The 25,756-nt window shown below is 66.2% G+C and carries 23 protein-coding genes; 16 read left to right on the forward strand and 7 right to left on the reverse strand.

Annotation, left to right across the window (positions count from 1 at the left end; genetic code table 11):
* Positions 1-19 precede the first annotated feature (19 nt).
* Genes ACI0FO_RS11140 through ACI0FO_RS11150 form a run of 3 tightly spaced genes read left to right on the forward strand, consistent with a single transcriptional unit; the run spans position 20 to position 3,001 of the window.
* Entirely contained in the window at positions 20-1,315 is a 1,296-nt protein-coding gene (locus ACI0FO_RS11140) for an ABC transporter substrate-binding protein (protein ID WP_416026657.1), read from the forward strand.
* Positions 1,316-1,328: 13 nt separating this feature from the next.
* On the forward strand, positions 1,329-2,204 hold the full coding sequence (locus tag ACI0FO_RS11145; RefSeq protein WP_416026659.1) for a carbohydrate ABC transporter permease: 876 nt from the start codon (positions 1,329-1,331) through the stop codon (positions 2,202-2,204).
* Positions 2,201-3,001 carry a carbohydrate ABC transporter permease gene (locus ACI0FO_RS11150; protein ID WP_105559380.1) on the forward strand — a complete coding sequence of 267 codons (801 nt, stop codon included), beginning with the start codon at positions 2,201-2,203 and terminating at the stop codon, positions 2,999-3,001. The genes ACI0FO_RS11145 and ACI0FO_RS11150 overlap by 4 nt, the downstream gene beginning before the upstream one ends.
* Before the next feature lie 83 nt (positions 3,002-3,084).
* Here ACI0FO_RS11150 and ACI0FO_RS11155 read toward each other — a convergent pair whose 3' ends face one another.
* Entirely contained in the window at positions 3,085-3,402 is a 318-nt protein-coding gene (locus ACI0FO_RS11155; RefSeq protein ID WP_054420998.1) for a hypothetical protein, read from the reverse strand.
* A 74-nt stretch (positions 3,403-3,476) separates the two neighbouring features.
* Complete coding sequence (locus ACI0FO_RS11160; RefSeq protein ID WP_416026661.1) at positions 3,477-3,815, reverse strand: DUF1840 domain-containing protein; 339 nt, start codon at positions 3,813-3,815, stop codon at positions 3,477-3,479.
* A 303-nt stretch (positions 3,816-4,118) separates the two neighbouring features.
* Here ACI0FO_RS11160 and argS point away from each other — a divergent pair, with 303 nt between their 5' ends.
* The 5 genes from argS to ACI0FO_RS11185 all read left to right on the forward strand — a co-directional run bounded on the left by argS (position 4,119) and on the right by ACI0FO_RS11185 (position 9,619).
* Entirely contained in the window at positions 4,119-5,804 is a 1,686-nt protein-coding gene (argS, locus tag ACI0FO_RS11165) for an arginine--tRNA ligase (protein ID WP_416026663.1), read from the forward strand.
* Between the two features lie 9 nt (positions 5,805-5,813).
* The gene (locus ACI0FO_RS11170; protein WP_416026665.1) at positions 5,814-6,551 is read left to right on the forward strand and encodes an SPOR domain-containing protein; all 738 of its coding nucleotides are present in this window, start codon (positions 5,814-5,816) and stop codon (positions 6,549-6,551) included.
* A gap of 91 nt (positions 6,552-6,642) precedes the next feature.
* Complete coding sequence (locus ACI0FO_RS11175) at positions 6,643-7,275, forward strand: thiol:disulfide interchange protein DsbA/DsbL (protein ID WP_416026667.1); 633 nt, start codon at positions 6,643-6,645, stop codon at positions 7,273-7,275.
* Positions 7,276-7,433: 158 nt separating this feature from the next.
* Positions 7,434-8,651: an ABC transporter substrate-binding protein gene (locus ACI0FO_RS11180; RefSeq protein WP_416026669.1), complete on the forward strand. Its 1,218-nt coding sequence runs from the start codon at positions 7,434-7,436 to the stop codon at positions 8,649-8,651.
* Positions 8,630-9,619 carry a hypothetical protein gene (locus tag ACI0FO_RS11185; RefSeq protein WP_416026670.1) on the forward strand — a complete coding sequence of 330 codons (990 nt, stop codon included), beginning with the start codon at positions 8,630-8,632 and terminating at the stop codon, positions 9,617-9,619. Before ACI0FO_RS11180 ends, ACI0FO_RS11185 begins: the two co-directional genes overlap by 22 nt.
* A gap of 57 nt (positions 9,620-9,676) precedes the next feature.
* Here the strand turns inward: ACI0FO_RS11185 and metC are convergent, their stop codons facing one another.
* Both metC and ACI0FO_RS11195 read right to left on the reverse strand, forming a co-directional pair.
* Positions 9,677-10,870: a cystathionine beta-lyase gene (gene metC / locus ACI0FO_RS11190; RefSeq protein WP_416026672.1), complete on the reverse strand. Its 1,194-nt coding sequence runs from the start codon at positions 10,868-10,870 to the stop codon at positions 9,677-9,679.
* Positions 10,871-10,966: 96 nt separating this feature from the next.
* Positions 10,967-11,701 carry a nitroreductase gene (locus ACI0FO_RS11195; RefSeq protein WP_416026674.1) on the reverse strand — a complete coding sequence of 245 codons (735 nt, stop codon included), beginning with the start codon at positions 11,699-11,701 and terminating at the stop codon, positions 10,967-10,969.
* Between the two features lie 101 nt (positions 11,702-11,802).
* Between ACI0FO_RS11195 and ACI0FO_RS11200 the strand changes: the two genes are divergently transcribed.
* Positions 11,803-12,429 carry a LysE family translocator gene (locus ACI0FO_RS11200; RefSeq protein WP_416026676.1) on the forward strand — a complete coding sequence of 209 codons (627 nt, stop codon included), beginning with the start codon at positions 11,803-11,805 and terminating at the stop codon, positions 12,427-12,429.
* A 391-nt stretch (positions 12,430-12,820) separates the two neighbouring features.
* Here the strand turns inward: ACI0FO_RS11200 and ACI0FO_RS11205 are convergent, their stop codons facing one another.
* Complete coding sequence (locus ACI0FO_RS11205) at positions 12,821-13,888, reverse strand: MBL fold metallo-hydrolase (protein WP_416026678.1); 1,068 nt, start codon at positions 13,886-13,888, stop codon at positions 12,821-12,823.
* Positions 13,889-13,961: 73 nt separating this feature from the next.
* Here ACI0FO_RS11205 and ACI0FO_RS11210 point away from each other — a divergent pair, with 73 nt between their 5' ends.
* Together ACI0FO_RS11210 and ACI0FO_RS11215 are read left to right on the forward strand one after the other, a co-directional pair.
* On the forward strand, positions 13,962-14,342 hold the full coding sequence (locus ACI0FO_RS11210) for a MerR family transcriptional regulator (RefSeq protein WP_006226120.1): 381 nt from the start codon (positions 13,962-13,964) through the stop codon (positions 14,340-14,342).
* A gap of 10 nt (positions 14,343-14,352) precedes the next feature.
* Entirely contained in the window at positions 14,353-14,685 is a 333-nt protein-coding gene (locus ACI0FO_RS11215) for a YnfA family protein (RefSeq protein WP_416026680.1), read from the forward strand.
* A 282-nt stretch (positions 14,686-14,967) separates the two neighbouring features.
* Here ACI0FO_RS11215 and ACI0FO_RS11220 read toward each other — a convergent pair whose 3' ends face one another.
* Entirely contained in the window at positions 14,968-15,939 is a 972-nt protein-coding gene (locus tag ACI0FO_RS11220) for a Bug family tripartite tricarboxylate transporter substrate binding protein (RefSeq protein ID WP_416026682.1), read from the reverse strand.
* A gap of 75 nt (positions 15,940-16,014) precedes the next feature.
* Entirely contained in the window at positions 16,015-17,193 is a 1,179-nt protein-coding gene (locus ACI0FO_RS11225) for a M20 aminoacylase family protein (RefSeq protein WP_310035546.1), read from the reverse strand.
* A gap of 248 nt (positions 17,194-17,441) precedes the next feature.
* Here ACI0FO_RS11225 and ACI0FO_RS11230 point away from each other — a divergent pair, with 248 nt between their 5' ends.
* The 5 genes from ACI0FO_RS11230 (at position 17,442) to ACI0FO_RS11250 (ending at position 25,738) form a co-directional block, all read left to right on the forward strand.
* Positions 17,442-18,620 (forward strand): isovaleryl-CoA dehydrogenase, encoded by a 1,179-nt coding sequence (locus ACI0FO_RS11230; protein ID WP_046803954.1) that lies wholly within the window; start codon positions 17,442-17,444, stop codon positions 18,618-18,620.
* 19 nt (positions 18,621-18,639) lie between these two features.
* The gene (gene aceK / locus ACI0FO_RS11235; RefSeq protein ID WP_416026684.1) at positions 18,640-20,604 is read left to right on the forward strand and encodes a bifunctional isocitrate dehydrogenase kinase/phosphatase; all 1,965 of its coding nucleotides are present in this window, start codon (positions 18,640-18,642) and stop codon (positions 20,602-20,604) included.
* A 23-nt stretch (positions 20,605-20,627) separates the two neighbouring features.
* Positions 20,628-21,809 carry an acetyl-CoA C-acetyltransferase gene (locus ACI0FO_RS11240; RefSeq protein ID WP_416026686.1) on the forward strand — a complete coding sequence of 394 codons (1,182 nt, stop codon included), beginning with the start codon at positions 20,628-20,630 and terminating at the stop codon, positions 21,807-21,809.
* Between the two features lie 219 nt (positions 21,810-22,028).
* Positions 22,029-23,636: a carboxyl transferase domain-containing protein gene (locus ACI0FO_RS11245; protein ID WP_416026688.1), complete on the forward strand. Its 1,608-nt coding sequence runs from the start codon at positions 22,029-22,031 to the stop codon at positions 23,634-23,636.
* 62 nt (positions 23,637-23,698) lie between these two features.
* Positions 23,699-25,738: an acetyl/propionyl/methylcrotonyl-CoA carboxylase subunit alpha gene (locus ACI0FO_RS11250; RefSeq protein WP_416026690.1), complete on the forward strand. Its 2,040-nt coding sequence runs from the start codon at positions 23,699-23,701 to the stop codon at positions 25,736-25,738.
* The last annotated feature ends 18 nt before the right edge of the window (positions 25,739-25,756 follow it).

Genomic DNA, 25,756 nt, shown 5'->3' on the forward strand with positions numbered 1-25,756 from the left:
CACAGAAAAGGAAACCACCATGCGACGCATCGTACTGAAGACCCTGGCCGCCAGCCTGGCCGCCGCCTGCCTCTCGCTGCCTGTGCAGGCGCAGAACAAACCCGTGGAAGTCGAGTTCTATTACCCCGTCGCGGTCGGCGGCCCGATCACCAAGATCGTCGACGACATGGTCGCGGATTTCCAGAAGGAAAATCCCGACATCAAGATCAAGCCGATCTACGCCGGTTCATACCAGGACTCGATCGCCAAGGCGCTGACGGCGCTTAAGGGCGGCACGCCGCCGCAGTTGGCCGTGCTGCTGTCCACCGACATGTTCACGCTGATCGACGAAGACGCCATCGTCTCGATCGATTCGCTGGCGAAAAGCGATGCCGACAAGAAGTGGCTGGGCAGCTTCTACGACGCCTTCATGCAGAACAGCCGCACCGGCGGCCACACCTGGGGCGTGCCGTTCCAGCGTTCGACCATCGTCATGTACTACAACAAGGACCTGTTCAAGGCGGCCGGCCTGGATCCCGAGCGCGCCCCGGCCACCTGGGCCGAGCTGGTCGAGTACGGCAAGAAGCTGACCAAACAGGACGCCTCGGGCAACACCACGCAGTGGGGCATCGAGATCCCGTCGGGCGGCGCCTTCGCGTACTGGCTGTTCCAGGCTCTGACCACGCCCAACGGCGCCATCCTGATGAACGAGGCTGGCAACGAGGTCTACCTGGACAAGCCCGCCGTGGTGGAAGCCGCCCAGTTCTGGCGCGACCTGTCGGCCAAGCACAAGATCATGCCGACCGGCACGATCGACTGGGGCACCACGCCGAAGGACTTCCTGGAGAAGAAGGCGGCGATGGTCTGGACCACCACCGGCAACCTGACCAACATCCGCAAGAACGCCGACTTCCCCTTCGGCGTGGCCATGATGCCGCAGCAAAAGCGGGGCGGCAGCCCGACCGGCGGCGGCAACTTCTACATCTTCAAGAGCGGCACGCCAGCGCAGCAGCAGGCCGCGCTGAAGTTCGCGCAATGGGTCACGACGCCGGAGCGTGCCGCCGACTGGAGCATCGCCACGGGCTATGTCGCGGTCACGCCGGCCGCCTGGCAGACCGAGAAGATGAAAAAGTACGCGCAGGAAGTGCCGGCCGCCGCGGTTGCGCGCGACCAGCTGGAAGTCAGCGTGGCGGAATTCTCCACGCATGAAAACCAGCGCGTCACCAAGACCTTGAACGACGCGCTGCAAGCGGCGTTGACGGGTTCGAAGACGCCGCAGCAAGCGCTGACCGACGCGCAACGCGAGGCCGATCGCATCCTGCGGTCCTACAAGTAAATCGACAAGCACGATGAGCCGCTCTTTAAACGCCCTTTATGGCTGGCTGCTGTTGCTGCCAGCCATCGTGCTGCTTGCCGCCTTCACGCACTACCCGGCGCTGGCCACGCTTTGGCATAGCTTCTTTTCCACGCCCAAGGGCGCGCGTCCGGCGCGCTTCGTGGGCCTGGAAAACTATGCCGTCATGCGTGACGATCCGGTGTTCTGGCAGTCGCTGTGGAACAACCTGTGGTTTGCGTTGGGCACGATCCCCACATCGATCGGCATCGCGCTGATCATGGCGCTGTGGGTAAACCGTAATCTGCGCGGCCGTGGCTTTCTGCGCATGGCGTACTTCACGCCGACGGTGCTGCCGATGGTGGCGGTGGCCAACATCTGGCTGTTCTTCTACACGCCGCAGTACGGGCTGATCGCCCAGGTGATGGGCTGGTTCGGTTCGCCCGGCCCGAACTGGCTGGGCAGCCGCGACACGGCGTTGCCGGCGCTGATGCTGGTGACGGTGTGGAAAGAATCCGGTTTCTTCATGATCTTCTATCTGGCCGCCCTGCAGACCGTGTCGCCGTCGCTGCGCGAAGCCGCCATGCTGGAAGGGGCGTCGCGCTGGCAGTACTTCCGCCGCATCCTGTGGCCGCTGCTGATGCCGACCACGCTCTTCGTGCTGATCAACGCGCTGATCAACGCGTTCCGGCTGGTGGACCACGTGGTCGTCATGACGCGCGGCGGGCCGGACAATGCCAGCACCTTGCTGCTGTATTACATCTACCAGGTGGGTTTCAGTTTCTGGGACACGGCTTACGCCGCCACGCTGACCGTCGTGTTGCTGGTGGTGCTGGCGCTGACCGCGCTGATCAAGTTCCGCTGGCTGGACCGCAGGACGCACTATCAATGAAAGACAAGCTAGATACCCTGGGCGCGTGGGCGCTTGGCCTCTTGTGGATCCTGCCGCTGGCCTATGCCATGTGGGCGGCTTTCCACCCGCCGGCCTATGCAACCCGCTTCGACCTGTTTGCCCCGCTGACGTTGGACAACTTCGCGCGGGCCTGGCAGGCCGCGCCGTTTCCGCGCTACTTCCTGAACACCTTCCTGCTGGTCACGATGGTGCTGGCGGCCCAACTGGTGCTGTCGACGCTGGCGGGCTACGCGTTCGCGCGCTTCGAGTTCCGCGGCCGCGACTTTGTCTTCATGCTGGTGCTGCTGCAGCTGATGATCATGCCGGACGTGCTGCTGGTGGAGAACTACCGGTCGATGAGCCAATTGGGCATCCGCGACACGGTATTCGCGATCGGCCTGCCGTATTTCGCATCGGCCTTCGGCATCTTCCTGCTGCGCCAGACGTTCAAGACGGTGCCCCGCGAACTCGAGGAGGCGGCGCGCATGGAAGGCGCCAACGCCATGCAGATCCTGTGGAAGGTGTATGTGCCGCTGGCCAAGCCGATCTACGTGGCCTATGGCCTGGTGTCGGTCAGCCACCACTGGAACAACTTCCTGTGGCCGCTGATCATCACCAACTCGGTCGAGTCCCGGCCGTTGACGGTGGGCTTGCAAGTGTTTTCGTCGACCGACCAGGGCATCGACTGGTCCGTCATCACGGCCGCCACGCTGATGTCGGCCGCGCCGCTGCTGATCGCCTTCCTGCTGTTCCAGCGCCAGTTCGTGCAATCGTTCATGCGGGCCGGGATCCGGTAACGCGCGGCCAGCATTTGCCTGGCCTCATGGAAAAGGCCCCGCCATGGCGGGGCCTTCGCATGCCCGGGCAGCGCCAGGCGGTGTCAGTAGCCCACCGTCAGGCCGGGCAGGTCGACCGTGATGCGCGGCCGCTCCAGCGCCAGCGCCAGGTTCTCGGCGAATTCGCGGGCTTCCTTCTCGTCGGTGGACAGGGTGTCGTAGCCCAAGGCGTCGGCCACGCCCAACACCTTGTCCAGCAGCAGCACCTTGCCGCTGGGGCGCAAGGGTTCGCAGCCCAGGGTTTCCCAGGCGCCGTCGAACCAGTCGCGCGCTTGCGCTTGGCGTTGCGGCGACGTTTCCACCGTGGCCGTCAGGTCCAGCGAACGCCGGGGGTCGAAAACAATCGTGATGTCGCTACGCATGGGAAATTCCTTGAATGGGCGTCAGGCGAGAAGGGTAGGCAAAAACCGCCGGCGGGAATGTCCGCCCGGCGACATTACCAGCCGCGCGACGCTTCCCAGGTGACTTCGACGCCGGCGGCCTTCGATTGCCGCATCATGTCCAGCAAAGGATAGGCGCGTTCCTTCAGGCCCACCACGCGGGCCATCGGCGAACGGGGCGCCTTGTCCTCGTCCTCTTCCTCTTCGGGAGGCTCGGCGTTTGCGATCGCGTTTTCGATGCCGCTGATGGCGGGTCCCAGCTGTTCGACGGTGAATACGCCGCGTTCCGGAATCTTGTCTCCGACGGACTTGCCGGCCGCTTGCAAGATGCCTGTCGCGTGGTCGGACAGCATCAGGACTTCGGCCACGACCTTGGAGTGAAAGGTAATCAGCATGTTGCAGTCTCCTTCATTGAATGCGTTACATACACTACCGCAACGCCCGGGGGATGCCAACTGGGCGCCCGGCGCAGTCCCGTGAACCGGGTGCCCCGCCTGGGGACGATGCGGCTATGAGTTTGATTTTATTGACAGTTCCGCCGGCCGGCTGAACGCTTGCCGGACGGTTTCCGGCCCCCCGGGCGCCGGTTCGGCCGCCAAATCAACTATCATTCAGGGGATTCCCGTGGCCTTGCCAGGCCGGACGCCGTCCGCCAGATCTTCGCCTTGGCCGCTCACCCAGAACTTCTCCAGACGCCCATGCTCCCCGAGCAACAAAAACAGCTTATCTCCCTGATCCAGGCCGCCGTTGCGCAGAGCCTTCCCGACGCCAAGGCCAATGTGCTGCTGGAGCGCCCCAAGGTCGCCGCGCACGGCGACGTCGCCACCAACGTGGCCATGCAGTTGGCCAAGCCCGCCGGCCGCAACCCGCGTGAACTGGCCCAGGCCATCGTGGAAGCGTTGCTGGCCGCGCCGGGCGCGCGCGACCTGGTCGAAAGCGCTGAGATCGCCGGCCCAGGCTTCATCAACCTGCGCGTCACCGCCGCCGCCCGCCAGGCCGTCATCGGCACCGTGGCCGAACAAGGCGCAAGCTTTGGCCGCGCCCCCCGCACCGGCGAGAAGATCCTGGTTGAATTCGTGTCGGCCAACCCGACCGGCCCGCTGCACGTGGGCCATGCCCGCCAGGCCGCCCTGGGCGACGCCCTGTGCCGCCTGTACGACGCCAGCGGCTGGGACGTGACCCGCGAGTTCTATTACAACGACGCCGGCAACCAGATCGCAAACCTGGCCATCAGCGTGCAGGCCCGCGCCCGCGGCCTGACGACCGAATCCCCCGACTGGCCGGCCGACGGCTACAAGGGCGACTACATCGCCGACATCGCGCGCGACTTCCAGGCCGGCAAGACTCTCCAGGCATCCGACGGCCAGCCCGTCACCGCCACCGGCAACATCGACAGCCTGGACGACATCCGCGTCTTCGCCGTGGCCTACCTGCGCCGCGAACAGGACCTGGACTTGCAGGCGTTCGGCCTGAAGTTCGACAACTACTACCTGGAAAGCTCGCTGTACACGTCGGGCCGCGTCGAGGCCACCGTCAAGGCGCTGGTCGCCGGCGGCCACACCTACGAGGAAGGCGGCGCGCTGTGGCTGCGCACCACCGAGCTGGGCACGGGCGACGACAAAGACCGCGTCATGCGCAAAAGCGAAGGCGGCTACACCTACTTCGTGCCGGACGTGGCTTACCACAAGGCCAAATGGGAACGCGGCTTCCACCGCGCCGTGAACATCCAGGGCAGCGACCACCACGGCACCGTGGCCCGGGTGCGCGCCGGCCTGCAGGCGCTGGAAGAGGGCATCCCGAAGGACTACCCGTCCTACATACTGCACAAGATGGTCAAGGTGATGCGCGGCGGCGAAGAGGTCAAGATCTCGAAGCGCGCGGGCAGCTACGTGACCATGCGCGACCTGATCGACTGGGTGGGCCGCGACGCCGTGCGCTACTTCCTGATCCAGCGCCGCGCCGACACCGAATTCGTGTTCGACGTGGATCTGGCGCTGTCCAAGAGCGACGAGAACCCCGTTTATTACATCCAGTACGCCCACGCGCGCATCTGCACGATGATCAACAACGCCGGCATGCCGGCCGCCGACGTGGCCGCCGCCGACGCGTCCCTGTTGACCGCACCGACCGAATTCGCGCTGATGCAGCGCCTGGCCGAATTCCCGCACGTGGTGGCCCTGGCCGCCCAGGACCTGTCGCCGCACCACATCGCTTTCTGGCTGCGCGACTGCGCCTCGGATTTCCACGCCTGGTACGCCGCCGAACGCGTGCTGATCGACGACGTGGCCCTTAAATTGGCCCGCCTGCGCCTGGCCGCCACGACGCGCCAGGTGCTGGCCAACGGCCTGGAGCTGCTGGGCGTATCCGCCCCCGAGCGGATGTAACATCGGTACATGGCAACCAAGCGCAAAACCACCCGCCGTTCCTCTGGCGAAAGCGGCAGCACCCTGTACGGGGCGCTCGCCGGCCTGCTTATCGGCCTGATCGTGGCCGCCGTCGTGGCGTTCTACGTCACCAAGGCGCCGGTGCCCTTCGTGGACCGCGCCAGCCGCCAAGGCGACTCGGGCAAGCTGCCCGACCCCCGCCAGGCGCCGGACCCCAACGCTGGCCTGTACGGCCGCGACGGCGCGGCGGGCGCGCCGCCCACCGGTCCGACCGCCACCGCCCCCGCGCCGCTGCCTGGTGCAGGCGCCGGCACGGGCGGTACGGCCAAGCCGGACGAAACGCCTTCCAAGCTGGACGACCTGGGCGCGCTGATCGCCACGCTGCCGTCAACCGCCAAGCCGTCGGCTTCGTCTTCCGCCCCCGCGCAGGTCGCCGTGGCGCCCACGCAGGCGCCCACGCCGATTTCAAAAGCCGCACCGGCCCCGTCCCCCAAAGCCGCCACCGCGTCGGCGGCAACGGGCACGTACTACCTGCAAGCCGGCGCTTTCCGCGGCGAAAACGACGCGGAATCGCTGAAGGCCCGCATCATTCTGCTGGGTTTGCCAGTAGCCGTGCAGAAGGCCGAAGTGAACGGCAAGGCCATCAACCGGGTGCGCGTGGGCCCGTTCGCGCGGCTGGACGACATGAACCGCGCCCGCGGCAGGCTGGGCGAGAACAAGATTGAAACCGCCGTGGTGCGCCAGTAAGGCGTAGCGGCGGCCAGGCATTGCGCACTTGGTATTGAACTTATCCGGCCCCGGGCCTGTCTGTCACTTTTTACCCAGGAACCTCTCATCCATGTTGTCCACCAAGATTATCCGCATCATGGCCGCGGCCGCGCTGACCGCCACGGCGTTCTTCAGCCAGGCAAGCCACGCTCAAGGCACACCGGCCTATGTGTCGATCAACCCGCCGCTGCCGTCGGACACCCCGGGCAAGGTGGAAGTGCTGGAGTTCTTCGCCTACACCTGCCCGCATTGCGCCGCCATGGAACCCATGGTTGAAGACTGGGCCAAGACCGCGCCGTCGGACGTCCTGCTCAAGCAAGTGCCGATCGCCTTCAACGCCGGCATGAAGCCGCTGCAGCAGGTGTACTACACGTTCCTGGCCCTGGACCGCCCGGACCTGCACGCCAAGTTCTTCACCGCCATCCACGGCGAACACAAACGCCTGTTCGACAAGAAGGCCATGGGCGAGTGGGCCGCATCCCAAGGCGTGGATCGCGCCAAGTTCGACTCGGTGTTCGATTCGTTCAGCGTGCAGACCCAGGTGCAGCGCGCCAACCAACTGGCCGAAGCCTACCGCATCGAGGGCACGCCCTCGTTCGCCGTGGGCGGCAAGTTCATGACCTCGCCGGTCATGGCGGGCAACAGCTACGAAGGCGCCCTGAAGGAAGTCAACCAACTGATCCCGATGGCGCGCAACAAGTAATCCGCGCCCACGGTTCACGGCAAGGCGCCCCGGCCATCAGGCCGGGGCGCTTTCTTTTTGGAGAAGATGTTTCAGCAGCGCCCGGCCCCTGAACGCCGGCGCTACACTTTCGCCACAAAAATTCGCCGCAACGACGGCATCAAACGGGTGGAAGACAAATGAAACAGCAATCCCTGCGCAGCCGCGCGGCATTGGGCGCTGGCCTGTGCTTGGCGTTCAGCGCGCTTGCCGCGCACGCCAGCACGGCCGACGGCGTGAAGATCGGCGTTCTGACGGACATGGCGGGCGTTACCGCTGACGCCACGGGCAAGGGGTCGGTGGAAGCCGCCCGCCTGGCCATCGAGGAAATGGGAGGCTCGGTGCTGGGCAAACCCATTTCACTGGTATCGGGCGACCACCAGCATCGCCCCGACATCGGTAGCAGCATGGTTCGCAAGTGGTACGACACCGATGGCGTGGATGTCGTGGTGGACGTGCCCAATTCATCCGTCGCGCTGGCCGTGCAGGGCATTGCGCGCGAAAAGAAAAAGCTGGTGCTGTTCTCCAGCCCCGGCACTACCGCGCTGTCGCAGGCGCAATGCTCGCCCTACGGCGTGCAATGGACTTACACCACCTATGCGCTGTCGCGCGGCACCGCCACCGCGGTCGTCAACGAAGGCAACAAGCGCTGGTTCATCCTGGCGTCCGACTACGCGTTCGGCAAGCAGTTGGCCGCCGACACCGAAAGCGTCGTCAAGGCCAATGGCGGCGAAGTGGTGGGCACCGTGTTTCACCCGCTGAACGCCTCCGACTTCGCGTCCTTCCTGCTCCAGGCGCAGGGCACCAAGGCGCAGATCATCGCCATCGCGAACGCCGGCGGCGACACCATTTCCGCCATCAAGCAAGCCGCGGAATTCGGCATCGGCGGTGCGCAGCAGTTGGCCGCCATGCTGCTGCTGATCACCGACGTGCACAGCCTGGGCCTGCAAGCGGCGCAGAAGACCTATCTGACCGTGCCCGCTTATTGGGACATGAACGATGGCACGCGCGCCTTCACCAAGAAATTCGAAGCGCGCGTCGGCCGCCCGCCCACCTTCCTGCAAGCGGGCGTCTACAGTTCGGTGCGCCACTACCTGCAAGCCGTGAAGGCGGCTGGCACGGCGGATTCTGACGCCGTGATGGCGAAGATGAAGGCGCTGCCCATCGACGACCCGTTCAGCCTGAATGCGCGTATCCGCGAAGACGGCCTGATGGTGCGCGACATGATGCTGGCGCAGGTGAAGACGCCCGCGCAGTCCAAGGCACCATGGGACTACTACAACATCGTGCGCACCATCCCCGGCGCTACGCTGGCCTGGCCGCTATCGGACAGCCAATGCCCGCTGGTCAAGAAATGAGGCCGGTCGGCTCGACGTCGGCACAGGCGCCGGTCGCGCTGGCGGACTTTGGCAGCTTCTACGCGGGCGGCAAGCCCGTGCGCGTGGCTGGCCTGCCGCAGCGCGAGATCGCTTTCACGCAAAGTGCGTCGCTGGCATACGACCCCAACGGCCTGTACCACTTCGAGCAGGCCTACGTGCAGTATTTCATCCCGGCCCGATTGGCCCATCCGCTGCCCGTCGTGCTGCTGCACGGCGGCGGCATGACGGGCGCCATGTGGGAACAGACGCCGGACGGCCGGCCGGGGTGGATGCAGCATTTCCTGCGCCAGGGCCATGCGGTGTATGTGGTGGACAACGTCGAACGCGGCCGCGCCGGCTGGGCGCCGTTCCAGCAGGTCTGGCCCGAGCCGCCCATCATCCGCAACGCGGAAGAAAGCTGGTCGCTGTTCCGCTTTGGGCGTGCCGAGGATTTCGAGGCGCGGCGCGCGTTCACCGGGCAGCGCTTTCCCGTCGGCGCGTTCGACGACTTCATCCGCCACGCGGTGCCGCGCTGGCTGGGCAACAACGACGCGGCCTTGCGCGGGTTCTGTGCCGTGCTGGACCGCGTGGGCCCCTGCCTGGTGCTGGCGCACAGCCATGGCGGCGAAGTGGCCTACCGGGCGCTGCATGCGCGGCCGGACCTGGTGCGCGGCGTGATCGGCGTCGAACCGTCGGGCTTCTCTAGCGATGTCGTGGCCGCCGCGGTGGCGGACAAGCCGTTTCTGTTCGTCTATGGCGACTATCTGGACGCCACGCCGCTGTGGCAGCGCTTGTGCGCCGCCGGCCAGGATTATGCGGAAGCGCTGACGCGGCATGGCGCGCGGGTAGAGGTATGGCGGCTGGCGGACCAGGGCGTTGCGGGCAACTCCCACATGCCGATGATGGACGACAACAGCGATGACATCGCCGGGCGCATCGGCGGCTGGATCCGAAGCGCGGCGGTGTGAAAGCAGGGCGCGGCGCGCCGATGGCGCCATGCCCTGCCGGCACCGCAAGCTGCGGCGTTACTCGCGTACCGCCGCGGCCTTTTCCAACGCCTGAGTCAGGTCGGCGATGATGTCTTCCGGCGATTCCAGGCCGATGTGCAGGCGGACGACCGCGTTGTCGCCATCCCCCCAATAGCGGTGCTTGGACAGATCATTGGGCGACACAAGCTGCACCAGGCTTTCGTAGCCGCCCCAGGAAAAGCCGATCCCGAACAGCGTCAGCGCATCCACGAAGGCGCGCGCGGCCGCGGGCGACAGGCGCAGTTCCACGGACAGCATGCCGTTGGAGCCGGTGCAATCGCGCTGCCACAACGCATGGCCAGGATCCGCCGGCCAGGCCGGGTGGAACAGGCGCACGGTTTCGGGGCGGCTCTTGAAGAACTCGCACACCTGCAACGCATGGCGCGCGTGCTGGGCCATGCGGATGGGCATGGTGCGCACGCCGCGCAGCGCCAGCCAGGCGTCATCGGCGCTGATGGAATAGCCCATCGCGTACTGCGTGCGGTTCAGCTTCTTGGCGATGGCTTCGTCGTTGGTGACCACGGCCCCCAACATCAGATCGGAGTGACCGCCCACGTATTTAGTGCCCGCGATCACCGACACCTGCGCGCCCAGCGTCAGCGGGCGATAGATGTAGCCCGACCCCCAGGTGTTGTCGGTGGCCAGCACCAGCCCGTGATCCTTCGCGAACGCAGCCATCGCGCCCATGTCCAGCATTTCGAACAGCAGCGAACCGGGCGACTCCACATACAGCAGCTTCGTGTTCGGCTGCACCAGCGCATCCAGGTCGTCGCCGGCCGCGAAATACGTGATGTCGATATTCATGCGCTTGAGCACGGCATCGTCCAGTTCGCGCATCGGGCCATACACGCAGTCGGAGATCAGCGCGTGGTCGCCCGCCGAGCACAACGCCATCATGACCATCGTCATCGCCGACAGCCCCGACGACGCCAGATAGCAATGCGTGCCGCCTTCCAGCTGCGTGAACACTTCTTCCAGCGCGGCATGCGTGTCCATGCCCATGCGGCCATAGGTGGTGGCGCGGCCGCCGGCCGCCTTGGTGCGTTGCGCCTGCTCGAGCGCGGCCAGGTTTTCGAAGCGGACCGTGCTGGCGCGCATGGGCGGCAGCGGCACCGGCGCCGTGCCGGTTTCGGGGTGGAACGGGGCGGTGCCCGCGTGCTGCAAAACCGTATCGATGTGTTTGGTGGTCATCTTCAAGGGACTGCTTAAGAATGAACAGGGCCGGAATGAACAGGCGGGATCAAGGGCGGACAGGGTGAACCATATCAGGCGCGCGGCCCGCTGTCCCTAGGCCGTGACCCACGCCACGGTGTCCGACAGGCCGGCACGGTGGGTGCGGTAGCCGTTGGCGGGATGCGTGGCGTCGGCGTAGCCGAAGGAAATGCCGCAGACGACGCGACGGCCCGGGCCGATGCCCAGCACGTCGCGCAACACCTCGGGGTACATCGCAAGCGAAGCTTGCGCCACGGTCGCCACGCCGTTGGCCTGGGCCGCCAGCAGGAAATTCGCCACGTAGCCGCCGCAGTCCATCGCGCCGTATTCGCCCAGCGCCTCGTCGGTAGTGATGATGGCCACGTGCGGCGCGTCGAACAATTGGAAGTTGCGCATTTCCTGGCGGCGGTAGGCCTCGCGGTCGCCGCGTTCCACGCCCACCGCGCCATACAGCTGGAAGCCCGATTCGCGGCGGCGCGCCGGATACTCGCCGCGGTACTCGCGCGGGAAGGGAAAGTCGGGCGTGAAGCCGGGGGTGACCGCCGCTTGTTCCGCCCGCGCTTGCAGCGCCGCGCGCAGACGTTCGGTGCCCGCGCCTTCGGTGATCGCCACTTGCCAGGGCTGGCAGTTGCACCAGGACGCCGTGCGCTGCGCAAGGGTCAGGATGCGTTCGATCGTGGGGCGAGGCACCGGCGCGGGCAGAAAAGCCCGGCAACTGTGCCGGGCTCGCAGCCAGGCTTCCAACGCGGCGTCGGGACGGGAGTCGTTGTCGTCGCGGGCTTGCGGATCCTGCGGGGCGTGAGCGGTCATGGGGCGTCTGTCTCCGGTTGTCGGCACGCAAGGCCGGTGGATTTTGCCCTTATGATGCCATTCTCCGGCTGACCGGAGCCTTCCCGTTCCAGGCGAGACCCATGCTGCCCTTCGATACCCTGATCGCGTTTTTCGGCATTGCCGTCCTGCTGGCCCTGACGCCCGGACCCGACAACCTGTTCGTACTGATGCAATCAGCCATCTGGGGACGCAAGGCGGGCATGCTGGTGGTGCTGGGGCTGTGCACCGGCCTGCTGGGCCACACCGCCGCCGTCGCGTTCGGCCTGGCCGCGGTATTCGCCGCGTCGCCGATGGCATTCACCGTGCTGAAACTGGCGGGCGCCGCCTACCTGGCGTATCTGGCGTGGCAGATCCTGCGCGCGCCGGTGGAATCGGAAGCCGGCAAGCCGCCCGAACCGCTCAGGCCCGGCGCGCTGTATCGCCGCGGCATCGTGATGAACCTGACCAACCCGAAGGTGCTGCTGTTCTTCTTCGCCTTCCTGCCGCAGTTCACCTCGCCGGCGCGGGGCCCGGTCGGCATCCAGACCTTGCAGCTGGGGGCCGTGTTCATGGTGTCGACCTTGCTGGTGTTCGGCGCCATCGCGTTCTTCTCGGGTGCGTTCGGCGAATTGCTGCAGCGGTCGGTGACGGCCAAGCGCTGGTTGAACCGCATCGCCGCCTTGGTGTTCGTAGGCCTGGCCGTGCGCCTGGCGACCGCGACGCGGTGACGGACCGGACACACGCCACGCACAAACGACGGCCCTTTCCGTAGGATGGGTGGAGCGCGAGAGTCTGGCCGCAAGAACCTCGATATACAACGCGCGCAACCCATCAAGCAACGATGATCTCCTGGCAACGTTAACCACAGCGCAATCGCCGCTTGATCGGTTGTGCGCGCAACTCATCAAACAACCGTGGATGCCTGGCAACGCCAGCCAGGACGCAATCGCTGCTTGATGGGTTGCGCGCGCTGGAGGCCGGTGTTCTTGCGCACAGACTCTCGCGCTTCACCCATCCTACGCCCCGCCCCCTGCGCAGGTTGCGTGGACGGATGACGCGCAAGGGTCGTTAAACAAGAACGTCGGAATTTCGTCGCGCGCAACCCGGCTTGCTTTGTGATCAGACGGCCGTGAAACGCACGATGCCGTCTGTGCCGGTGGCGCGCTTGAGCTTGCCTTCGAAATAAAGCGCGTGCAAGTGCGCCAGCGCCTCGCCCATGGCGAACGTCAGCTGGTGCAGATCCAGCTTGCGCTTGAACAGCACCGGCACGATGTCGGACGTTGACTGCGGCTGCGCGGCGCATGCCTCCAGCACCTCCGCCAGGCGGTCACGGTGATGCTCGTGCTGCTGCGCAATACGCTCGTGCAGGCCGGTGAAGGGACGACCATGCGAGGGCAGCACCAGGGTGTCGTCCGGCAGGCCGTCATAGCCGTCCAGCGAACGCAGGTACAGGGGCAGCGGGTTGGCGTCGGGTTCGTAGTCGAACACGCTGACGTTGGTGGAGATGCGCGGCAGCACCATGTCGCCCGAAATCAGCACGTTCAGGCCGGGCGAATGCAGGGACGCGTGCTCCGGCGCATGGCCATAGCCCACGATCACGCGCCAGTCGCGGCCGCCGATGCGGACTTGGTCGCCGTGCATGATGCGCGTGTAGCGCGAGGGCACGGCGGGTACGAGATTGGGGAAATAATTGGCGCGCTGGCGGATCTGCGCTTGCGCGTCCGGGTCGGTCAGCCCGTGGCGGGCAAAGTGATCGACGGCCGACTGGCCGCCGGGGCCGGCGCCGGCCTCGTTCCGGCGCGACGACCACAGCGACGCAACCATGAAGTCCGTCATTGTCATCCACAGCCGCGCGTCCCAGCGTTCGCACAGCCAGTGGGCCAAGCCGATATGGTCGGGGTGCATGTGCGTGACCAGCACGCGCAGCACAGGCAGCCCTTCCAGTTCGTTCTTGAAAACGTCTTCCCACAGCGACTTGACCTCATCGCGCGAGATGCCACAGTCGACGATGGTCCAGCCGTCGCGGCCGTCGATGTTGTCGCGCAGCAGCCAGAGGTTGATATGATCCAGCGCGAACGGCAGCGGCATCCGGATCCATTTCACCCCCTCCGCCACGATGTGCGCCCGGCCGGCTTCGGGCTGGAAGTCCGCCCAGGGATAGTTCAGTTTCTGTTCGTTGGGGTTCATTGCCTCTCGCTCCACGCTTGACGTTGACGTCAAGTCATCATAATTTACGTTTACGTAAACTGCCACACGCCGCATGCCCTCGTCAACCTGGACCATCTCTGAACTCTCCCGCGAGTTCGACGTCACGCCCCGCACGATCCGCTTCTATGAAGACCAGGGGATCGTCAGCCCGGCGCGCGAGGGGCGCAACCGCATCTTCGGTCCGCGCGACCGCACGCGCCTGAAACTGGCGTTGCGGGGCAAGCGGCTGGGGCTGCAGCTGTCTGAAATCCTGACCCTGATCGACATGTACGACGGCCCCGGCGACACCGAGGTGCAGCTGCGCCAGTACCTGAGCGTACTGGAACAGCACCGCGCCACGCTGGAGCAGCAGCGCCGCGACATCGAAGACACGCTGCAAGAGATCGCGCAGCAGGAGCGCGAATGCCGCGCCCTGTTGGCGCAAAAGCCCTGAAGGCTGGCACGTGGGCGCCCTGCAGACCCTCGCGCTGTTCATCCTGACCGCGCTGGCCGAAATCGTCGGCTGCTACCTGCCGTACCTATGGCTGCGCAAGGGCCATTCCATCTGGCTGCTGGCGCCCGCCGCCGCCAGCCTGGCGCTGTTCGCCTGGCTGCTGACGTTGCACCCAACGGCATCCGGGCGCGTCTACGCTGCCTATGGCGGCGTCTACATCGGCATGGCGCTGCTGTGGCTATGGGCGGTGGACGGCGTGCGGCCCAGCACCAGCGATTGGGTCGGCGTGGGCCTGTGCCTGGCCGGCATGCTGGTGATCATGTTCGGGCCCAGGGGCACGTAGGATGGGTGGAGCGCGAACGCTTCCTGGCAAGGACATTGCCGCCCAGCGCGTGTAACCCATCAAGCAGCGGTGATTTCTTGGCCGAATCAGCCACAACGCAACCGATGCTTGATGGGTTACGCGCGCTGGGCGGCAATGTTCTTGCTTAAGAACTCTCGCGCTCCACCCATCCTACGTCCAGTTCCGGACGGACTGCGGTAGGCGGGGTAGCGCGCTAGAAACCGTATCAAAGCCGGCCGCGGCGAACCGCGCGGCACCCATCAACCCGCCCGCGAATCCCGATCACTCCGCCTTGATATTGCCTTCCTTGATGAGGCGGGCGTTGTTCGTGAACTCGGCCTGCACCTGCTTGGCGAACGCTTCGCCCGATGCCGTGCCAGGTTGCAGGTACGACTTGGCCAGCAGGTCTTGGAAGTCGGCGCTGGCGATCGCTTTCGTCAACGCGGCCAGCAGCGGTTGCGACACGGCCGGCGGCAGGTTGGCGGGCGCGAACACGCCGAAGTTGGAGTAGTACTGCGCCTGCGGCAGCTTCAGTTCGGCCATCGTGGGCACGTCCGGCCAGGCGGCCAGGCGTTGCGGCGCCATCACCGCCAATGGCCGCAGCGCGCCATTGGCCACATGCGGCAGCACGACGTCGCTATTGACCACCAGCAACTCGACCACGCCGCCCAGGCCGTCGGTCAGCGCCTGGCTGTTGCCGCGGTAAGGCACGTGCAGCATTTTCGTGCCGGTCTGCGCGGTGACGGCGGCCATGCCGATGTGGGCGACGGTGCCCTGGCCCGGCGTGCCGTAGCGCACACCCTCGGGGTGCGCCCGGGCGTACTCCACCAGACCGGCGAAGTCCTTCACCGGCAGCGCCTTGGTCGCCACGATAGCGACCGGCGCCACGGCCACGCTGGTCACCGGCGTCAGGTCCTTCATCGGGTCATAGTTGGTCTTGGCCAGATGCGGAAAGATCGTCAGCGGGCTGGTCGAGGCCAGCAGCAACGTGGTGCCGTCCGGCTGCGCGCGGGCGACAAAGTCCGTGCCCACCGACGCGCCGGCGCCCGGCTTGTTTTCAACGATGACGGTAATACCGGTTTCCTTGCGCAGCACGTCGCCCAGGCGGCGCCCGATCGCGTCGGCGCTGCCGCCCGCGGTGTAGGGCACGACCAGCGTAACGGGCTTGGCGGGCCAGCTTTGGGCCATCGCGCCGCTTGCCATGATTGCCAGGGCCGCCCCCGCGGCCTTGATCAGCACTGTTTTCTTTTTCATATCGTCCTGGTGATGTTGCGTGGCACTGCGTTGAGTCAAGCGTGAATCGTGAAACACATCCCGCGGGCGCGGCGGTCAGGCCGCCAGATAGCGTTGCGCCAGGCGAACCCAGTACGACGCGCCCGCCGGAATCAGGGCGTCATTGAAGTCATAGCTGGCGTTGTGCAGCATGCATGGGCCCAGGCCATGGCCGGCCATGCGGTGTTCGCCGTCGCCGTTGCCCAGGAACACGTAGCAGCCCGGCTTTTCCTGCAGCAAGAAGGCGAAATCTTCCGACGCCATGGCGGGTTCGATGGTCAGCGCGCGGTCTTCGCCGACCACGTCGCGCATGACGCCCATGCAGAACTCGGTCTCGGCCACGGTGTTGACCAGCGCGGGATAGCGGCGTTCGAAGAACACGTCGGCCTCGCAGCCGTGCGCGGCGGCGATGTTGCCGGCGATCTCGTTCATGCGGCGTTCGATCAGGTCCACCACGTCCGTGCTGTAGGCGCGCACCGACCCGCCCAGCCAGGCGCTGTTCGGAATCACGTTGATGACGCTGCCACCCGCCTGGACCTGCGTGATGGACAGCACCGCGGCGTCCAGCGGCCGCTTGCTGCGCGTCAGGATGGTTTGCAGCGACTGGCCGATGGCGAACAGCGCCGGCACCGGGTCGGCGCAATCCTGCGGCGCGGCGGCGTGGCCGCCCTTGCCCTTCACCGTAATCTTGAAACCGTTGGCCGCCGCCATCATCGGCCCGGCGCACACGCCGAACGACCCGGCCGGCAGGCCCGGCCAGTTATGCATGCCAAACACCGCTTCGCACGGGAAGCGCGTGAACAGTCCGTCCTGGATCATGGCGCGCCCGCCCGCGCCGCCTTCCTCGGCGGGCTGGAAACACAGGTACACCGTGCCGTCGAAACCGCCCGCGCTTTGCAGGTGCCGCGCCGCGGCCAGCAGCATGGCGGTATGGCCGTCGTGGCCGCAGCCGTGCATCTTGCCGTCGTGGCGCGAACGGTGTTCGAACTGGTTCTCTTCCTGCATGGGCAGCGCGTCCATGTCGGCGCGCAGCATGATGGCCCGGTCGGACGCGCCGTGGCGAATCACGCCGACCACGCCGGTCTTGGCGATGCCGGTATGCGTTTCGATGCCCCAGCCGCGCAGCGTGTCCGCCACCACCTTGGCGGTCCGGTGCTCTTCATAGCAAAGCTCGGGGTGCATGTGGATATCGCGCCGCAGCGCCACAATTTCGTCCAGATTCGATAGTTCGAGCACGGCAAACTCCATAGCGCCAAGGCGGGGATTCAAGGGATCGGCTGGAATATTACTCAGCCGCGCACTCAGCCAAGGACGCAATGTCCTAGGGATAACCCGACTCCAATTTACGTTTACGTAAACGTAATATTTGCACTGCATCATTGCGCAGCAAGACGCGATCGGCGCATGATGAGCCTCCGGTGGCGGCATCGCGCCGATGGCAGGCGTCCATAAGAATGTAAGTACCCACTATCACGGAGACATCGATGAATCTTCCCGGCCTGAACTTCGACCTGGGCGAAGACCTGGACATGCTGCGCGACGCGGTGCGCAATTTCGCGCAGGCCGAGATCGCGCCCCGCGCGGCGGAAGTCGATCGCAGCGACCAGTTCCCCATGGACCTCTGGCGCAAATTCGGCGAACTTGGCGTGCTGGGCATGACGGCCGATGAGGAATACGGCGGCGCCAACATGGGCTATCTGGCCCATATGGTGGTGATGGAAGAGATCTCGCGCGCCAGCGCCTCCGTGGGCTTGTCCTACGGCGCGCACTCCAACCTGTGCGTGAACCAGATCAACCGCAACGGCACGGCGGCGCAAAAAGCCAAGTACCTGCCCAAGCTGATTTCCGGCGAACACGTGGGCGCCTTGGCCATGAGCGAGCCGGGCGCCGGTTCGGACGTGGTCAGCATGAAGCTGCGCGCCGACAAGAAAGGCGACCGCTACGTGCTGAACGGCACCAAGATGTGGATCACCAACGGCCCGGACGCCGACACGCTGGTCGTCTACGCCAAGACCGACCCTGAAGCGCACCAGCGCGGCATCACCGCGTTCCTGGTGGAAAAGGGCTTCAAAGGCTTTTCGGTGGCGCAGAAGCTGGACAAGCTGGGCATGCGCGGCAGCCACACGGGCGAACTCGTGTTCCAGGACTGCGAGATCCCTGAAGAAAACGTGCTGGGCCAAGTCAACGGCGGCGTGAAAGTACTGATGAGCGGCCTGGACTATGAGCGCGCCGTGCTGTCCGGCGGCCCGCTGGGCATCATGCAGGCCGTGATGGACGTCGTCGTCCCCTATATCCACGACCGTAAGCAGTTCGGCCAGGCCATCGGCGAATTCCAACTGATCCAGGGCAAGGTCGCCGACCTGTACACCACGCTGCAGGCCAGCCGCGCCTTTTGCTACCAGGTGGGCAAGAACCTGGACAAGCTGGGCGCCGAACACGTGCGCCAGGTCCGCAAGGACTGCGCCGCGCTGATTCTGTACACGGCCGAGAAAGCCACGTGGATGGCAGGCGAGGGCGTGCAGATCCTGGGCGGCAACGGCTACATCAACGAGTACCCGGTGGGCCGCCTGTGGCGCGACGCCAAGCTGTACGAGATCGGCGCCGGCACCAGCGAAATCCGCCGCATGCTGATCGGCCGCGAACTGTTCAACGAGACCGCCTGACGCCCGGGACGCCGCCGCCATGATCCGCATGTCCGATGTCCAGCATATCGAGCAGGCTCCCGTCCCGGGGCCGTCGCCGCTGGACGTCGCGCGGCTGATCCTGGCGGGCTTCGACCGCCACTACGCTTTGTTCCGCTACAGCGCGCAGCGCGCCAAGGCGCTGTTCGAATCGGGCGATTGGCACGGCATCCAGCATCTGTCCCGCGAACGCATCGAGTACTACGACATGCGGGTGCGCGAATGCGCCACGCAGCTGGAAAGCGTGCTGCGCGGCCGCCCGGAGGGCGCGCTGGGCGCCTCGGGCCAGAACTGCGGCGGGACGAATGGCACAAGCGGAGGGAACGGCACAAATGGCACAAACGGCACAAACCGCAACAACGGCAACAACGGCGCGAATGGGGCCGAAGCACCCGCGCTGACCGACGCCCAAACCGCATATTGGCAACAGATCAAGCAGGAATTCGTGGGGCTGCTGGGCGACCACCGCCAGCCGGAATGCGCCGAGACCTTCTTCAATTCGGTGTCGTGCCGGCTGCTGCACCGCGACTATTTCCATAACGATTTCCTGTTCGTGCGCCCGGCCGTCGCGACCGACTACCTGGACAGCAGCACGCCGTCGTACCGGGTGTATTACCCGGCCACCGACGGGCTGGAGAAAAGCCTCATCCGCATGGTGGCGGACTTCGGCTTGGCACTGCCCTTCGAAGACCTGCCGCGCGACACCCGCATGCTGGCGCGCGCCGCGGTCGCGCAGTTGCGCCAACTGTTGCCGCGCCACGTCGGCCGGCGCATCGCCAGCGATTGCCAGGTGCATGCGCTGGGCTCGCTGTTCTTTCGTAACAAGGGCGCCTATATCGTCGGCCGCCTGATCAACCAGACCACCGTCTATCCCTTTGCCGTGGCGCTGACGCGCAACCCGGCGGGGCAGGTGACGCTGGATGCGCTGCTGCTGGGCGCGGATGACCTGAGCACGCTGTTCAGCTTCACGCGCGCGTATTTCCTGGTGGACATGGAAGCGCCGGCCGCCGTGGTGAACTTCCTGGCGACGCTGCTGCCGCGCAAGCCCAAGGCCGAGCTCTACACCATGATCGGCCTGCAGAAGCAGGGCAAGACGCTGTTCTATCGCGACTTCCTGCATCACCTGGCCCACTCGCGCGACGCGTTCGACATCGCGCCCGGCATCAAGGGCATGGTGATGTGCGTGTTCACGCTGCCGTCCTACCCCTACGTGTTCAAGCTGATCAAGGACCGCATCGACAAAGACGGCATGGACCACGCCACCGTGCGCCGCAAGTACCAGATGGTGAAGCTGCACGACCGCGTGGGCCGCATGGCCGATACCTGGGAGTATTCGCAGGTAGCGCTACCGCGCAGCCGTTTCGCCCCGGCATTGCTGGATGAACTGCGCCGCCTGGTGCCCAGCCTGATCGAGGAAACCGGGGACACGGTCGTCATCCGCCATGTCTACATCGAACGGCGGATGACGCCGCTGAACATCTATCTGCGCCAGGCGTCCGACGCGCTGCTGGAACCCGCCGTGCGCGAGTACGGCGACGCGATCCGGCAACTGGCGGCCGCCAATATCTTTCCTGGCGACATGCTTTACAAGAACTTCGGCGTCACGCGGCTGGGCCGGGTCGTCTTTTATGACTACGACGAAATCCAGCGCATGACCGAAATGAACTTCCGGCGTATTCCGCCGGCCCCCAACGAAGAAGCGGAAATGGCCTCCGAACCCTGGTACGCCATTGGACCGAACGACGTATTCCCAGAAGAATTCGGCCGCTTCCTGCTAGGCGACGCGCGCGTGCGCGGCGCCTTCATGCGCCACCACGCCGACCTGCTGGAACCGGATTGGTGGCAAGCCTGCCGTGCCCAGGTGGCGCAGGGCAGGATTGAAGAATTTTTCCCTTACGATACGGACAGACGCCTGCGATCGGCACGCCCTTCAAGCGACCGCGCCGTGCCGATCCCCAGACGCTGACCCGACCCTCACAGGAGCTAGCCATGTCAGATCCCATTGTTATCGTTTCCATCGCCCGCACGCCCATGGGCGGCATGCTGGGCAGCCTGTCCGGCCTGGCCGCGCACGAGCTGGGCGCGGTGGCCATCAAGGCCGCCATCGAACGCGCCGGCATCAAGCCCGAGCAAGTCGATGAAGTCATCATGGGCAACGTGCTGCAAGCCGGCCAGGGCCAGGCGCCCGCGCGCCAGGCAGCGCTGGGCGCTGGCCTGCCGCTGGGCGTGGCTTGCACCACGGTCCACAAGGTGTGCGGTTCGGGCTTGAAGGCCGCCATGTTCGGCCACGATCTGCTGGCGGCCGGCAGCGCGCAGGTAGTTGTAGCGGGCGGCCAGGAAAGCATGAGCAACGCGCCGTACCTGCTGCTGAAAGCCCGCCAGGGCTACCGCTTCGGCCACAACACCGTGTATGACCACATGGCGCTGGATGGCCTGGAAGATGCCTACGACAAGGGCAAGGCCATGGGCGTGTTCGCCGAAGACTGCGCCGCCAAATACGAATTCACGCGTGAACAGCAGGATGCGTTCTCGCTGGAATCGCTGCGCCGCGCCCGCGCCGCCACGGAAGACGGCAGCTTCAAGTGGGAAATCGCCCCCGTGACCGTTGCCGGCCGCAAGGGCGACACCGTGATCGACACCGACGAAGCCCCCACCAAGGCCATGCCGGAAAAAATCCCCACGCTGAAGCCCGCTTTCAAGAAAGACGGCACCATCACCGCCGCGAACTCGTCGTCGATTTCCGACGGCGCCGCCGCGATGGTGCTGATGCGCGCCTCCACCGCTGAAAAGCTCGGCGTGAAACCGCTGGCCCGCATCGTGGCCCACAGCCAGCACTCGCAAGAGCCGGGCTGGTTCACCACCGCCCCCGTCGGCGCGCTGAAGAACCTGTTCGCCAAGACCGGCTGGAAAGCCGAGGACGTCGACCTGTACGAAATCAACGAAGCCTTCGCGGTGGTCACCATGGCCGCCATGAACGACTTCAAGCTGCCGCACGACAAGGTCAACGTCAACGGCGGCGCCACCGCCCTGGGCCACCCGATCGGTGCGTCGGGCGCCCGCCTGATGGCCACGCTGGTCGGCGCGCTGCGCAAGACCGGCGGCAAGCGCGGCGTAGCCACACTGTGCATCGGCGGTGGCGAAGCCGTGGCGATGGCGATCGAGATGGTCTAAGAAAACGTTTGGGGGACGGACGGGCGTCCGTCTTCCAAGCGGGTTTTCGCTGCGCCTTTCCTGCATGGCTTCCGGACGCGACGGGTCCGTCGCGGGCCGTGTCGCGAAAGGCGCAACGAAAACCCATATCGACAAGAATGCCCGGCCCACCGGGCAGCGAGACAAACCGCTCGACCAGAGCGCCTTCAAATTCCAATCAAGCAGGACGGGTGGAACCCCATGCCCATCATCGAATCCCGCATCAATCCGCGGTCGCAGGACTTCACCGACAATGCGCGCGCCATGCAGGCGCAGCTGGATGACCTGAATCAGAAACTGGCGCAGACGGCGCTGGGCGGCAGTGAAGCCGCGCGCGCCAAGCACGTGGCGCGCGGCAAGCTGCTACCACGCGACCGCGTCGAGAACCTGATCGATCCGGGCAGCCCGTTCCTGGAACTGTCGCCCATGGCGGCGCACGGCATGTACGACGGCGACGCGCCGGGCGCAGGCGTCATCACCGGCATCGGCCGCGTGTCGGGCACCGAATGCGTGATCGTCTGCAACGACGCCACGGTCAAGGGCGGCACGTACTATCCGATGACGGTCAAGAAGCACCTGCGCGCGCAAGAGATCGCCGCGCAGAACCATCTGCCCTGCGTGTATCTGGTGGACTCGGGCGGCGCCAACCTGCCGCAGCAGGACGAAGTGTTCCCCGACCGCGAACACTTCGGCCGCATCTTCTACAACCAGGCGCAGATGTCCGCGCAGGGCATTTCGCAGATTGCCGTGGTGATGGGGTCGTGCACCGCCGGCGGCGCCTACGTGCCCGCCATGAGCGATGAATCCATCATCGTGAAGAACCAGGGCACCATCTTCCTGGGCGGCCCGCCGCTGGTGAAGGCCGCCACCGGCGAAGAAGTCAGCGCCGAAGACCTGGGCGGCGGCGACGTGCACACGCGCCTGTCCGGCGTGGTGGACCACCTGGCCGCCAACGACATGCACGCGCTGCAACTGGCGCGCAACGCGGTCGCCCGCCTGAACCGCAAGAAACCCGCGCCCCTGGCCACGATCCCCGTGCGTGAGCCGCGCTTCGATCCCAGCGAACTGAACGGCATCATCCCTGCCGACACGCGCAAACCCTACGACGTGCGCGAAGTCATCGCACGCATCGTGGACGGTTCCGAATTCGACGAATTCAAGGCGCGCTTCGGCCCCACGCTGGTGACGGGTTTTGCCCATATCCAGGGCATGCCCGTCGGCATCGTCGCCAACAACGGCATCCTGTTTTCCGAGTCCGCGCAGAAAGGCGCGCACTTCATCGAGCTGTGCGCGCAGCGCAAGATCCCGCTGGTGTTCCTGCAGAACATCACCGGTTTCATGGTGGGCCGCAAGTACGAAAACGAAGGCATTGCGCGCCACGGCGCCAAGATGGTGACGGCCGTGGCCACCGCCGCCGTGCCGAAGTTCACCGTGCTGATCGGCGGCTCGTTCGGCGCCGGCAACTACGGCATGTGCGGCCGCGCGTATTCGCCGCGCATGTTGTTCATGTGGCCCAACGCCCGCATCTCGGTGATGGGCGGCGAACAGGCCGCAAGCGTCCTGGCCACGGTCAAGCGCGACGGCATCGAAGCGCGCGGCGGCCAGTGGTCGGCTGACGAAGAGGCCGCTTTCAAGGCGCCCATCCGCGAACAGTACGAACACGAGGGTCACCCGTACTACGCCACGGCGCGTCTGTGGGACGACGGCATCATCGCGCCGGCGGATACCCGCCGCGTGCTGGGGCTGGCCTTGTCGGCCGCGCTGAACGCGCCGATCGAAGACACGAAGTTCGGCGTGTTCCGGATGTAGGGCGCCCGCCCTCCCGCTTGCAGCACCGCAGTTCAAGAAGAATTACAGCCAGGATGACATTCATGTTCGACACTTTGCTGATTGCCAACCGCGGAGAGATCGCCTGCCGCGTCGCCGCCACCGCCCGCCGCATGGGACTGCGCACCGTCGCCGTGTATTCGGACGCGGACGCCAACGCGCGCCATGTGGCCGCCTGCGATCAGGCCGTGTACATCGGCGGATCGGAACCGCGCGCCAGCTACTTGCGCGCCGACGCCATCCTGCAGGCCGCGATCGACACCGGCGCGGGCGCGATCCACCCCGGCTACGGCTTCCTGTCGGAAAACGAAGCCTTTGCCGAAGCCGCTGAAAAAGCCGGCATCGCTTTTGTCGGCCCGCCTGCGTCCGCCATTGCCGCCATGGGCAGCAAGTCGGCCGCCAAGTCGCTGATGGAAAAAGCCGGCGTGCCGCTGGTGCCCGGCTATCACGGCGACAACCAGGACCCGCAGTTCCTCAAGACCCAGGCCGATGGCATCGGCTACCCCGTGCTGATCAAGGCCAGCGCCGGCGGCGGCGGCAAGGGCATGCGCGTGGTGGAATCGTCGGGCGCGTTCCTGGATGCGTTGGCCTCCTGCCAGCGTGAAGCCGCGTCCAGCTTTGGCGACGACCGCGTCCTGATCGAACGCTATCTGCAAAAGCCGCGCCACATCGAAATCCAGGTGTTCGCGGACACGCACGGCAACTGCGTCTACCTGTTCGAGCGCGATTGCTCGGTGCAACGCCGCCACCAGAAGGTGATCGAAGAAGCGCCGGCCCCCGGCATGACGGAAGACCGCCGCCGCGCCATGGGCGAAGCCGCCGTCGCCGCCGCGCGCGCCGTCGGGTACGTGGGCGCGGGCACGGTGGAGTTCATCGCCGAGCCCGACGGCCGCTTCTACTTCATGGAAATGAACACCCGCCTGCAAGTCGAGCACCCGGTCACCGAAATGATTACGGGCCACGACCTGGTGGAATGGCAGCTGCGCGTGGCCGCCGGCCAGCCGCTGCCGGCGCGCCAGGAAGACCTGCGCATCAACGGCCACGCCATCGAGGCCCGCATCTACGCCGAGAACCCCGAGAAGGGCTTCCTGCCGTCGATCGGCACGCTGGCCTACCTGGGCTTGCCCCCGCACACCGCCTTCGCCAACGCCGACATCCGCGTGGACGGCGGCGTGCGCACGGGCGACACGATCACCCCGTTCTACGACCCCATGATCGCCAAGCTGATCGTGCACGGCGCCGACCGCGATCAGGCCCGCGCCCGCATGCTGCAGGCGCTGGCCCAGACGCAGGCCGTGGGCGTGCAGACCAACGTGGCATTCCTGTCGCGCCTGATGCAGGACAGCGCTTTTGCCGCCGCGGACCTGGACACCGGCCTGATCGAACGCCAGCGCGCCACGCTGCTGCCGGAACCGCAGGCCGCCAGCGCCGCCACGCTGGCGCTGGCCTCGGCCGCCGTGCTGGTGCGCCAGGGCCTGGCCCAGCCCGGCGCGCAAACCGGCGCACAACCCGCCGCCAAGGGTCCGTCCGACCCCTGGGATGCCCGCGACGGCTGGCGCCTGGGCAACCAGTACCAGCGCCATCTGCAGTGGGTGGACAACGGCGAAACGCGCCGCGTGACCGTCGCCCGCCAAGGCGGCGCCTGGACGCTGGATACCGGCTCGGGCCCGCAGCCGTTCCTGTGGCGCTCGCACGCCAGCGCCAATCCCAATCTGGCCTATGGCCTGCGCGTGACGCTGGCAGGCCATGAGAACGCCGGTACGGTCGTTCTGCATGCCGACCGCGCCCATGTGTTCGGCGAAGGCGGCGTGCACGTGCTTGAGCTCTACGACCCCCTGGCGCATGCCCAGGACACGCAGGGCGAACACGGCGGCGGCCTGACGGCGCCGATGCCCGGCAAGATCATCTCGATCTCGGTCAAGGCAGGCGACACGGTCGAAAAGGGCCAACCCCTGCTGGTCATGGAAGCCATGAAGATGGAGCACACGATCTCGGCGCCGGCCAACGGTCGCGTCGAGGAAGTGTTCTACGGCGTGGGCGACCAGGTCACCGAAGGCGCCGAACTGGTGTCGATCGGCGAATAACCCTGCGGCGGATTGCCC

Origin of the sequence: Achromobacter marplatensis (assembly GCF_049060505.1) — a bacterium.
Taxonomy (GTDB): Bacteria; Pseudomonadota; Gammaproteobacteria; order Burkholderiales; family Burkholderiaceae_B; genus Achromobacter; species Achromobacter marplatensis_A.